The 12,451-nt window shown below is 41.4% G+C and carries 12 protein-coding genes; 1 reads left to right on the top strand and 11 read right to left on the bottom strand.

Features of this window, described 5'->3' with window-relative positions; translation table 11 throughout:
* From ABIB50_RS26310 to ABIB50_RS26260, 11 genes are all read right to left on the bottom strand, one after another.
* The coding region (locus tag ABIB50_RS26310; RefSeq protein WP_429384972.1) for a hypothetical protein at positions 1–953 on the bottom strand (953 nt) is incomplete at its 3' end.
* Between the two features lie 416 nt (positions 954–1,369).
* A complete protein-coding gene (locus tag ABIB50_RS26305; RefSeq protein ID WP_429384969.1) occupies positions 1,370–1,906 on the bottom strand; it encodes a hypothetical protein in 537 nt (178 codons plus the stop codon).
* A 5-nt stretch (positions 1,907–1,911) separates the two neighbouring features.
* Complete coding sequence (locus tag ABIB50_RS26300) at positions 1,912–2,739, bottom strand: hypothetical protein (RefSeq protein WP_429384967.1); 828 nt, start codon at positions 2,737–2,739, stop codon at positions 1,912–1,914.
* A 23-nt stretch (positions 2,740–2,762) separates the two neighbouring features.
* Positions 2,763–3,815, bottom strand: coding sequence for a conjugative transposon protein TraM (traM, locus tag ABIB50_RS26295; RefSeq protein ID WP_429384964.1), 1,053 nt, complete (start codon positions 3,813–3,815; stop codon positions 2,763–2,765).
* Position 3,816: 1 nt separating this feature from the next.
* Positions 3,817–4,671 (bottom strand): hypothetical protein, encoded by an 855-nt coding sequence (locus ABIB50_RS26290; protein WP_429384963.1) that lies wholly within the window; start codon positions 4,669–4,671, stop codon positions 3,817–3,819.
* 6 nt (positions 4,672–4,677) lie between these two features.
* Positions 4,678–5,367, bottom strand: a complete 690-nt coding sequence (locus tag ABIB50_RS26285; protein ID WP_429384961.1) for a hypothetical protein — start codon at positions 5,365–5,367, stop codon at positions 4,678–4,680.
* Between the two features lie 18 nt (positions 5,368–5,385).
* Positions 5,386–6,363, bottom strand: coding sequence for a hypothetical protein (locus ABIB50_RS26280; protein WP_429384959.1), 978 nt, complete (start codon positions 6,361–6,363; stop codon positions 5,386–5,388).
* Positions 6,360–8,834, bottom strand: a complete 2,475-nt coding sequence (locus ABIB50_RS26275; protein WP_429384957.1) for a VirB4 family type IV secretion system protein — start codon at positions 8,832–8,834, stop codon at positions 6,360–6,362. Before ABIB50_RS26275 ends, ABIB50_RS26280 begins: the two co-directional genes overlap by 4 nt.
* A gap of 45 nt (positions 8,835–8,879) precedes the next feature.
* The gene (locus tag ABIB50_RS26270; protein ID WP_429384954.1) at positions 8,880–9,212 is read right to left on the bottom strand and encodes a hypothetical protein; all 333 of its coding nucleotides are present in this window, start codon (positions 9,210–9,212) and stop codon (positions 8,880–8,882) included.
* Positions 9,213–9,227: 15 nt separating this feature from the next.
* Complete coding sequence (locus ABIB50_RS26265) at positions 9,228–9,569, bottom strand: hypothetical protein (RefSeq protein ID WP_429384952.1); 342 nt, start codon at positions 9,567–9,569, stop codon at positions 9,228–9,230.
* 98 nt (positions 9,570–9,667) lie between these two features.
* Positions 9,668–10,687 (bottom strand): hypothetical protein, encoded by a 1,020-nt coding sequence (locus ABIB50_RS26260; protein WP_429384950.1) that lies wholly within the window; start codon positions 10,685–10,687, stop codon positions 9,668–9,670.
* 197 nt (positions 10,688–10,884) lie between these two features.
* On the opposite strand from ABIB50_RS26260, the gene ABIB50_RS26255 reads away from it, so the two are divergent.
* The gene (locus ABIB50_RS26255; protein WP_429384948.1) at positions 10,885–12,405 is read left to right on the top strand and encodes a toprim domain-containing protein; all 1,521 of its coding nucleotides are present in this window, start codon (positions 10,885–10,887) and stop codon (positions 12,403–12,405) included.
* Positions 12,406–12,451: the final 46 nt, after the last annotated feature.

Raw genomic sequence — 12,451 nt, 5'->3', positions numbered from 1 at the left:
GCCGAACCATTATTATACCATTGGTACGACGTTGCATTTGCAGTTGTACCATCTAAAGTAATAGTTGAACCCTGACAAACCATAGCCGGGCCGGTAATCACGGGTGTGCCGGGAGCAGTACCCAATGTAACAGGAAAGTTTGATGAGGCGGAACTTGTACCGCAAGCCGAAGAAGCCGTTACGGTAAAATTGCCGGCAGTAGTCACAGCAAGCGAGGATCCTGTTTGACCACCCAAAGCCGAACCATTATTATACCATTGGTACGACGTTGCATTTGCAGTTGTACCATCTAAAGTAATAGTTGAACCCTGACAAACCATAGCCGGGCCGGTAATCACGGGTGTGCCGGGAGCAGTACCCAATGTAACAGGAAAGTTTGATGAGGCGGAACTTGTACCGCAAGCCGAAGAAGCCGTTACGGTAAAATTGCCGGCAGTAGTCACAGCAAGCGAGGATCCTGTTTGACCACCCAAAGCCGAACCATTATTATACCATTGGTAGGATGTCGCATTACTGGTTGTGCCATCTAAGTTAATAGTTGAACCCTGGCAAACAACATTAGGCCCGCTGACCACAGGTGTGCCGGCGGCATTACATAACGAAAAGGTTTTACTGATTTGAAAAGTCCCATTATCATAATTTTTACTCGCATTTATTGTATAAGTGCCAGGACTAGTAAGGGATGAAGGCGAAAAGGTATTCCCAGATACTCCAGGACCGGAAAAAGTAAGTCCACTAATATTTGAAAATGTTGTAAGATCAATATTTGCAGATGAGGGCGAAATATTGTCTAATTGTGATTCATTGCCATTCCAGGCAAGACTTTCGGGATATACGGTTAGTGCGCCAAAACGAGGTGTGCGATTACGCACATATTCAGCAAGTGATAAGACGATTGGTTGCGTAGCGGTACTTCCCAAGGGTTCAATTAATTGAGCCCCGAAAGTGAACATGTTTTGATCAGCAATATTCGAATTCCAATAAGAGGGATTGAAAGGTGCGAGGAACCTTCCATCTATAATATTTGGATCCGCATTATTCCTCGTTGCCACATACACTGAATCCAGGGGTTTCATATTCCATCCAGGTACAGGGCTTGACGGCTTTAAGATAAAGAGGAAATCTTCATAAATCCCCTGCCACTGACCAGTTAATATTGCATTTGGGCGAAATAACAGCATCACAACAATAGGATCGGATGTTAAGGTTGCCGCAGCATTTGTATTCACAAGGTAAACCGATGGTGCCTTTGACCAAGAAGGCGGAAATGGCTCAGGATTTGCCGGAGGTCTCACTTGCGCAATCACATTATATCCACTTAGGATTATTAATGTAAAAAGGATGAAAAACTTTATACTCTTTTTCATGGTTAATTGATTAAATATTTGATGCCTAATTGAATACCGTACCTCTCCCTGCCAAAAGAATTACTAACCATAACCTTTTGAGTAAAAGAGGTCGTAAGCATGAGGTAATCTGTGATTGCCGCTTCCACTTCCGCGCCGACTAATGGCCCGAAGTTGATTTTATGGCGGTCCTGGTACCAAAAGTCTTTAACTACATCGTAGCTGACATTGGCACCCATTCCAACATTGAAAAAAACCGTTTCCTGGATATTGTAAGGCGAATAATAATAAATCAAGGAACCGCCATAAGTGCCAAAATGCACCTGGTTAAAAATCCCGTTTTCGTAAGACGCACCCGCCTTGATATACCCCGTACTGGTTAGGTAATCGGTTCCGGATAAACTGTACGTAAATCCTATCGGCGAACGGCCAATAGCACCTTCAATTCCGATCTGTCCCGGATAGTGCCAGACAGACCCTAAACCGGTATTTCCCCCAAATTGGGCAAAGGCGCGGCCAGCAATCAGCATGATTGCTAAAAAAATTAGACTGTATTTCATATTATTTAATTACTGGAGGTTTTCATAGATTGATATTCCTTGTAGAGCAGTTGTTGCCTTTGCTGCCGGATTTTTTCACTTTGTGTTGCGGTCGGGGTTACCGCTTCTTTTCGCAAAGCGTCAGCTTTTACTCGCAGATCGGCAGATTGGATCATAAGGTCGCCACATTGTTTTAATAAACTCAGGCGCTCAGCGTGTGTCATTGAAAATTGACTATCTGTTTTTATTGAAGCGGACAACTCGACCGACTTTTCTGCCAGGTTATCAGCGGTTTTATCATAAAAATCAGCGACCTGGAGTTTACGAATACTGCTTGCATCGTCTAATTGTAACCTGGTATTTTGCGATTGCTGTAAATTTGTTGTCACCGCGGGCTGCGTTAAGTTTTGCTGATCCCGGCCATTGAAAGAATAAAAGACAGATTTGGCCGACTCTCCCGATGTTGCACCACTTTGTAAAAGTCTACCCGGCATCCCCTGATTTGGATTTGGGATAAGGTTTCCATAGTTTAACGAAATCCCCTGAGCCGCACTATATAAAGTGTTCATATTTGACCACTTTAAATTAGCTATCTGACTTACTGCCAAAAGTTGTTGCTTCACCTCACTTTGCATATTGAACATTTGGGAGGCTATTTTTTGGCTGTTATATAAAGTCTGACCGATGGTAGCCAAAGTTGCATTGGATTTCATCATATCTAAAGCTTGCTGCACCTGTGCCGCTATACTTTTTGAATGATATAGATAATTTGACGGCGTTACATCTATAACCGCCATTTGGGCCTTTACCATAAAGGGCAGTCCAAGGAGAAGGAGTACAAATAATTTTTTCATGCTTTGATTTTATGTGAATTGATTTAGTTACCTGTTATATATACCTGTTTGCCGGCCTCGATGGAAAAGGTCCGGTATTGAATATTTGAAGAACGTGGCCGTACACTACTCAAAAGGGAACCAACCACGCCTAATTGCGAGGTTACAATACTTACCGCTTGAGATGGCGCTCCGCTTGCATCAACCTTTGGCTCTCTTACGTTCGCCTCAACTCCCTGTATCATATCGTCACCCAACACCTGGAGGTTTACAGAAATTATTCCTTTATTGGTTTTAACATTTGAAATTTGAATGTTAACCCGCTTACCGGAAATTGACGCCTTACCATAAATAACCGTCCCTTCACTTATTATGGCATCATTAACTTTTAGATCACCCTTCATTCTTATTCCCACCGCATCGCCATCTTCAACCTTTTGGCTTTTCAGTATTTCACCCAAAATTGGTTTAACCGTTTCACGCTTAAAGGAAGTATAGTCACCATAGCCCGAAGACTGTGTTGTTGTTTTAGTCTCCGTTTCTTTATGCAAAGAACTTTTCGCAGTTGCGGTACCGCCGGAATTGTAAACGAAATTGAAAGGAGATCCTCCTTCTGTTTGAACTGGCTTTGCTTTCATGGCCGGCAGGTGAACCAGATTTTTCTTTTTGCGCGGATGAAATACCGCAACTGTTTTTTTGGCAGGAACCACCACACTAACAGGGGCGGCAGGTATCTTTGCCGGGCGCTCAGTTTCCTTTACCTCCGGTCTTCTGCTTATGATAGGTGTGTTTACCATTTTCATAATGCTGTCACCCTTTGGAACGGCCAGTCTACTCATTGAATCCTTTCTTGCCTTTTCCCGTTGGGCCTCATATAGTGTGGCTTTATCAACAACCACAGGAGCGTTTGCGCTATCAATATTTGGTTGGTTTACCAAGCTTCCGGAAGAATCGGCAGTTGTCGCAACAGCCTGGAAATAGGTGTACCCAAAAAACCCAAATACAATTAACACAAAGACCACAACACCGATGATGATCTTTTTCTGTTGTGCCTTTTTGGCTAATAATAGTTCTTCCGGGGTAAATTGACGTGCCATCTTAATTTTTTATAAATAGTGAACTCGGTACTTCTAATATTAAAACCCGCGAACTATTACGCTCTGTCATTTCTATGAGTAATTTGCCTTTACCTTTTACGGTACCGGCATCCATCACAAAACCATATAACTTAGTTTCCTTGAAGTCAACAAAGGCAGGTGTGTTTAACTGCTGGATCACTTCGAGTTGATTTTCGAGGGACGTATTTGAACCTAATAAATCACCCGCCTGGTTTAAATAAACCATTTGTGTTTTATCAATCATAAAGCGGTGCTGATTGTAATTTGAAACAATCAACTTTATATACAGCTTATCGCCGCTAAGTTTTATGTTTCCCATCGATAGAATTACCCGCTCCTTTTGGGTGGTAATAGTTTTATATGGCGAAACAATCGCGACAAAGGATTTTAGTTTATTATCTAAGTCGGCATCGAATTTTTTATCGTTACCGGTAGAATCAATTACCGCAGTTTTATCAGACGCCTCTTTATGATTGCTGCCGGATCTTTGCCCGTCCCTGTTAATTTCTTTTCCCCCTCCCTCGTTATTGCCGAGATCATACATGTATTTCTTTTTGCTATCGTTAGAATAGGCTACTATTTTGCTGATATAACCGGAAGATGTTCTTATCAATAAACCGGTCGGCTCAGTATTTTCACCTAACGGTTTTAGGAAAAAAGCGTCGCCTTTAACTATGCCAGTGTACTGCTTTGACCCAACTTCAAAATATGAAATGGAATCGTGGCAGATCACATAACTTGTCCTGGCTATGTTAACGAAAATTGTATCCAACTTTTGAGCCCTGCACAGTTGCCCCGCTAATCCAAAAATCACCATTAACAGTATTTTTTTCATGTTCAATTATTTAGGTGTTTGGACTAATGAATCAATCACTTTCTTATCAGCAGCTTGTTTCTCCAGCAGCTGGTTTTCGTCTTGTTTGACGTCAGCAGGATTGTAGACAATGCGGCTTAAAGAGGTAATAAAAAGGCCGTATGGATTAAGGTCCGACCGTTGTACCCTATCGAGGGTAAACTTATAAGCCAGCGGGTTTGAAATGCTTTTATCACCGTAATGCGTTATTAAACGCATAAATACAGCACCCCTTTGCGGCCTTGTATCTTGTAAAACGACTATTGAATCGATTTGAACAGTATTCGAAGCATCATAGTTTACATACTGTTGATACAAGTGGTTATTATCGTAATCAGCTTTTATCGCGCTGCCAAAATCGCGGTGAATTAATGGTAATGCCGCATTTAGATGCTGATTGTAGGTAGTAGCATCATGGGCAAACATGAGGTTGCAGAATACCTTTACGAAGTTCCTGGACTCGTACTGATTAAAGGTGTTGTCGTTGTCTTTTTCGGTGGCCCAGATCGTGCCGCTATCCGTTACAACAAACACCTTTTTTCCTACCTCTTTATTTAGTCTAACATATGCCCATAACCACCCGGCGTTGCTTAAAAACAGCGTCACAATGGCGAGTATGCAAATCCCCTTCATAATATCGAAGGTTTTTGAGAAAGTTTTAACGTTATCGGTTTTCATATTTTAATGGTTAGCGTTCTATTGAGTTGGTCTTGAATTATTACTAAAGGCCATTGCAAACCCCTGTACTGTAGGCGATGGCTTTGGTGCCGGCGAACCGCCGGAAGGATTACTTGGTGCAGCTGCATTTTGTATCTGCGAACTTTGGGAGGTAGTCGACCCGGACGCGAGCGCCTTAGCCCCCATCCCCGCGGCAGCGGTTGCCACCCCTGCCATTTTTGACATAAATGCCCCTGCATGGGATTGGCCGGCATACAGACTTGTTAAATAAGGAACCAGGATATAACATAACATCACTACCACATTCGTAAAGAGATAATTGGTCATGTTATCGTTACCCGAAAAGGTATTGATTACCATTTCTGAGTTACCTGATGATGCAATGGTTATTGAGCCATAACTTTGCAGATATACCTTAAACAGCATATCCAGAACTGCAAGCGTTAAATACCAAAAATGGACGTAAATAAACGATTGCAGCCATTTGGAGGCTAACGTCCTAAACATCGGAATTATAGATAAGGCCAAGGCCAGCGGGCCCACAGCATATAAAAAGGCCACCATCACATCACGAAGTGCCAGGATGATATACCTTACCCCGCTCATTCCTATTTCTATAATACCGTCGACAATATATTTGGTAATGCTAAAGCTGTCCCAAAACGACTTGTTCTGATTGCCTGCCTGTTGCATCTTTACCATTAAATCGTCAACCGCGGTCGAGGAATCAACGCTATGCGATAAGGAATCTAAAGCACCATGCAGTAGAGGCGCTAACTCTGTATAACCGGCAATCAGCGTCATTAAAAGTACCGCCCGGAAAATGGGTGTAAAATCAAAACGGATATCCTGCGGGGAAAATAAGCCCTGGAATACCGTACTGCACATTGCGATCACCGTAGCAATCGGGACAATATAAGTGTAGCTTACACTTGCTATTTGTCTTGCCACAACGTCCAGGCCGTAAAGATTTACATTTGTAATTATTGCTATCATAACGATGATTGTTGATCTTCAACTAATTGATTTATTGTAGATTCCATCCGCCCGCGCTCCCGGAATAGTTTGATAAGCTTATTGCGTTCTGATGCCTTGGAAGACAACGCAATCCCCATATGCGCAGGGGCCTCGATGATAAACACCTTTGCATTGTCACCGCGTTTGGTGAAGATCTCCCGCCATTTACCTTTTTCATCACTTCCCAAGCTTTGGATTAATGATATTTCATGGTCGGTATAGCCAAGGTGTTTTTGCATTAAAGGAAGCGAAGCAGCTGCCGGCCCCACATGATTTAAAATAATGTGATTGGTGCTGTTTTGAAGGATAGCAGCACATATTTTTGAACCGGCTATTTCAGCAATCGACTGCGTAATAATGGTGATTGAGCCCCCTACCTTACGCGAGGTACGGTACATCAATTCTATAAACTCATTAAGGCCGTTAAGCAACGACCAGGCTTCATCGATATAAATATATTTTTCCTGATCGGGAAACTTGCTGATTTGATCTAAGGCCAATTGGGTTATTAATAACCCGATAATCGGCTCTAAACTTTGATTGCTTTTTATCCGCGCCATATCAAAACACACCAGGTCGTGTTCAGATATATCTTCATCATCGGTCGCCGCGAAAACAGCGCCGAAGATATCTTCGGACACATAACGCTCTAAAGCAAACACAAATAAACTGAGGTCTATAGCCCCGGTCATTTGAATAAACTCTTTTTTAATGTGAACCGGCGTGTTTGGATCCTCGCCGTATTCTATATATTGGATAACATAATGATGGAAACCCTTTAATGACGGCCTTCCCATTATCTTTTCTTCTATTTCTGCATTGATAAATTTGTAATAGTTAGTGACAAGCTTTTCTAAAGCGCCTGTCCTGTCTGCATCATAATCTATCTCACGGCCTTTCCATAACACGGTTAAAAGCCCGACAAGAAAAGAAAGCTTATCGGAGCCGGCCAGATCGAACTTTCCGTATGCGTCTTTCAGTATATTAAAGGGATTGAAGCGCAGCGGTTTCTCCAGGGAATATTCCATATACCTGCCCTGTAATACTTCCACAACATTTTTGTAAGTACCGCCATTATCAATGATTATCTGCTTGCAACCCCGCTCTTTGCGTTGCGTCAATAAATAGCCCATCGTAAAGGATTTACCGGAACCGGTCGGCCCAATGGTTATACCATTCATACCGTTACCCGATTCATTGAAAAAGTCAACGGTTAACGGGTTCCTGTAACGGTCACAAAGGATATCACCCTTTCTATCTGGGAAATAGCTTGTAATCCAATGCGTGAAACACACTGCATTTTCAAGCGGCATGGTGATCCAGTTATACAGATCAGCAACATTGCCCGGCGCAAATCCTATAAAATACTGGAGCGTGTCTAAGGTTTCAACACGCACCTCCGCACCCGACATTGAACGAATGGCCGAGATAATATTATCTATATACCTTCTTCGCAGATCTGCGTCACCCTCCGCGATCGAAACGCAGCATTTTAATGACACTAATTTTTTGTCGTTTGCCCGAATATCCGCGGTTAGCTCATTTATTTGTGCTTCCGCTACAACATTATCCTGGTTTCCAAAAAGGTTAGATTGGGTATTTAGCCGTTTTGTAAAATCGAGGCTCTTTAATTTAACCTGTGTGTCTTCTACCGCAATAGCAGTATGTAAGATATGCGGGAAATATAAGGATTGCGTTAAAGGCGAAACAAAAGGTGATGTTACCCCCCAGGAGTTGTTAACCGCGTCACTAAGTGAACCGCCCTGCCCGGATAGGGATACCATGTTCACCACTTGCTCACCAACACTTATATTATTTTCAGTTCTATAAAGCGTGCGGGGATTTCCCTCGTGTTCGCCAAAGTAAAAGTCCTGATTGAAATACTGGCGGTAAACCTGTTTAAGGCCCTGGTTATTTAATTGCCTTAGCCTGATGCCGAAGCCGGTACTTAATGCACTGGCGAATTGTTCCCCGCCCGATTTAGCATTTGCCATTAATACTTCAATATCCTTTAATGGGTTTTTTAAAACCCCGAACAGATCTTTTTTTAATGCGGAGATCTGCGTGTTAATAGCCAGCATTTGGGCCATCTTTTCACTTTTGCTAAAGGATAAAAAACAATAGCTTTTATGAAAAAGCTGTTTTCTATCTTCAAAATGCTTTTGAATTTTTTGATTAAAATAACCCCTGGCCTCTTTCTTTGCTACATAAGGGACGTTATAATAAACATCCATCTTATGAAAGATCGTGCCCGGAGTTAAGTTCTTTAATGCGGATTGAAACGTTGTGTTTAATTGCTCATATTGCAAATTATCCAGCTTTTCTAATTCAATTCCGGTAACATCGAAGCCGATTACGACCCGACCGCTTTCCATTACCATTAGATCATCCTGAAAAGTAAAAACAGGATGATAGGAAATAGCATCTTCACGCTTTGGTATTGTTGCCATTTAAAAAATTTTAGTTGTAAATCAGTCTATTGAACCCTTGTCGGCTTAGAAGTCGCGGCTATCCGATTCATTGTTTAACCGGTTTTCGGCAGGTTCTTTAATCCAAATGTGTTTTGGTTGCAGGTACTTCGCGCTCAGTAGTGAAAATAAATAAGAGGGGTGCTTTTTGCCATTGGCAATACGCAGTAAGATATACAGGGAAGCAACTATCAGTACGGCTATTAGATAGTAATACTTTGATACCCTGAAGAACATACCTGCAACACCACCTCCTATAAAGAATACTAAGAACAGTAAGGCGATAAATCCAAAATCAGCGAAGGGAAGGCCCAGGACCTTACCCTCGCGTTCAACCACTTTATAGATCTTATGCTCCATAAAATTTGCAGTTGATTAGATATTTATTTTGGTATTACCACCGAAGTCAGCAAAGAAGTAGTTGAAACAACCCCAAACTATAATGCCGACGATAAGCCATAACAGGTTTGTTAAAGCGCCCTCTTTGTGTTGACCAAAGAAGCCGAGACATACTTTTACAACACCAAAAACCACCCCGATAAGGAAAATCACATTTACAATAGAGATAAATGTTGTTTTAAACTGGTTCAGTTGGGCGGCGGTTTGTTGGGCATGAACAACATTAGCCAGGAATACCAGGCCAAGGGTTAATACTAATGGAGATACAGTAGACGATGAACCTAGTTCATCCTTTTTAATTAGAGAATTTGATTTCATTTAGATAATTATTAATTGTTGTTATTTATAAGTGAACTTTAAAATTGTTTATCCTTAGCTTTTTATTCCCGCAAGCTGGATAGTGATATCGTTAGTTTTTATGAAGCAGTAGAAAATAGTGCTTGCTGGAAATCGGCATTTTCCAACAGCTGTTTTCTTGCTCTTTCTTTCAATGAGTTAGTTTTTTTTCCGGTTATTAATAAAGGATTATCACTTTCCAACATGGAAGCGACAAGTTGCTTTTCCAAATTATCCTTCCCAAGGGTCTCTAATTTATCTACAACCAACCGCGATAGTTTTTCGGCTGATTCACTAAACCCTCTTTCGTTCTTTAAATAATTTACAATCTCAAACCTGTCCTTTTCGTCCATGACGATGGTGTTGTTTAAAATATTCTGATGATTCTTTAGGATATAGTCATTAAGAGGATCAGGCAGCTTTGCCGCAATCTCTTCGATTTCTACTGATGATGTTTTTTCCGTAGTAGTAGTGTCCGTACCTTTGGACGGCTCGGCTTTAATATCAGCCGGAAATTCCATGCTACCAAGCCCGGTAAATTTCCCGTCTTTAAATACAGACGGCGCTTCGGCAATTTCTTCAGCTACCGGTAAGGCCGGCGCGATCTCGACCGCTTTGATATTCGGGACATCATCGGTTACCGGCACCACGTCCGGGTTATTGTTTAGGATTTCTTTATCGATAGAACTGTAAAAATATTCAAGGGTTGTTTCCTCCCCCTCCTTTACTGGCTGTAATTCGGTTTCCTTTGATCCGGCAACCGAACGTTCGGTATGCTCCCTTAGCCGTTCTTCAGCTTGCTTTTGCTCTGTTAAGTGATCTTTCACCGGCAGCAATGTTTTGCCCTGTTTGGGAGCAGCCTCTATCACTTCTGTATCCGATACCGGAACCTGGAAAAAAACGGTCCAGTCAATCACCAATATAAAATATAAAAGAACCACGGCGAAAAATGGCAGTAACAGGATGATGAAATTGGTACGCCTATGCTTTTCGTACTTATAAAATTCCAATAACGGGTTTGTGTGGCCCACCCTGCATAGGCCAACACACATTATTAAAATGCCCGCAATCGCAATTAAATGAATTAGTGTTTTTTTCATCAACGCTATTTTTATATGTAGAATATCAGGTAAAAGGTCATTACTTATGTTGCCAAATATAAACCAAAAATCGAAAAAACAAAAGGAATAATAACAAAACTAAAAGATTTCTTTTAATTTTACGTTTATACGGATAGTTGTTTATATTTGTTATCAGAAAATTTTATATTTTTATATTAATTTAGATTGAATAATATATGAACAATTACCCCTTGTCCCCAGAGGAGTTCACCGCCTTACAGGACCGAATACGTGCCTATAAGGAAGATATAGACCTCTCCACTTTCATTCGGGAAACTGATAGTTCATACTATAAAGATGAAACCAAATCAACCCGTACCAACCATATTCTAAAAAAGGATTATCCTAATTCAGACCAGGCCGAGGAAGTTATTTCCTGCTGGAAACGCAAATCTGATCATGGCAGCGGCCATTATATGTATGCAAACAAATTGGATTCCAAGGATAGCGGTTCAATTGTTGAATGGGTAAAATCCCGCAATCAAACAACCAGCATTATTAAGGTTGATGAAATAATATCCAATTATAAAAACCAACCCCAACTTATAAGGGATAAGGTTGCTAAAGCAGATAAAATAACGGCTGCGCCCGAAACCGGTCGCAACGTTAAAGTTGCCCAGTTTTTTAATTTATCCCCGTTAAATAACCGCGAATACCTCCATAAAAGGGGTATCGAGGATAAAGTATTGGATTCTAAAGAATTTGCAGGCCGGGTTTTTAATGAAGTGGTAAATACCCAAGGGGGTATGACCTTTACAAATACAGCCTTCCCGATTTTTGCAAAATCGGGTGACGTTATTGGTATCGAAAGGAAAAACTACGGCTACCATGACCCTGAACGATCTTTTTCAAGATCAGCTGCCGGGTCAGAGAAAGAAGCAGGCGTTTGGAACTCCAAACACAGTGCCGGCACGCCGGTCAATAAGGTTTTCCTTTGTGAAGCGCCGATTGATTGTTTGAGTTACCACCAGCTTAAAAATAACGGTACCGATAAAACCGTTTACTTCGCCTCAAACGGGCCCTGGACAAATACGCAGATCGATATCGTGCAGTCTTTTATTAATTCCGAGAAACCCGATAAAGTGATCTTAGCGCACGATAACGATACGCAAGGCTATAAATATAATATTCACATGGCGGGGCAAATATGCCGCCCTGTAGATTATATCGAAAAAAACGGCGATAAACCAATCGCCGGCAGCGGTATTCTTACGGACGATACCGCCATTAAAGTGACTTGTACGAATGCCGGGCGCTATCAGGTTAAGCTTAATTTTGATATTTCTTATGCTAATCAGCAACAGGGACAGGCTATTTTGAGTGACCTCCAAAGGAAGTTTAAAGATTTGGGAGTGAACGAGGAAGGCTTGCAAAAGTTTGATGCTAAAGTGACTAAGCAAGGTCCTAATAATGCCGAAATGGATGTGTATTTTCCCAACTCGACGTTTGAATTAGGGCAGGCAAGAGACCTGGTGATAGGTGCGCGTAAAATGGAAAATTATTTAGTCGTAGAGAAGCCGCGTAACAAAGATTGGAATTTGGATTTGAAAGATTTTATAGAAAAAAGTCAGAACCAGGTGAAAGGAGTCGATAAAGGTGATAAAGATTCAGTTTTGTCAACAGGTGACGTGATTTCTAAAAGCATGATTAAAAGTTTTCAGTCAGACGTGAATAATGATCTGGGATTAAGCAGGTAGCATTAATTATAATCTTTTTTATTTTTGTGCGTTTCCGTCGGTCGTA

Source organism: Mucilaginibacter sp. UYCu711, from assembly GCF_050433825.1.
In the GTDB taxonomy this organism is placed as follows: domain Bacteria; phylum Bacteroidota; class Bacteroidia; order Sphingobacteriales; family Sphingobacteriaceae; genus Mucilaginibacter.
The sequence above is the reverse complement of the archived record's forward strand: the minus strand, read 5'-3'. Positions and strand labels throughout refer to the sequence as shown.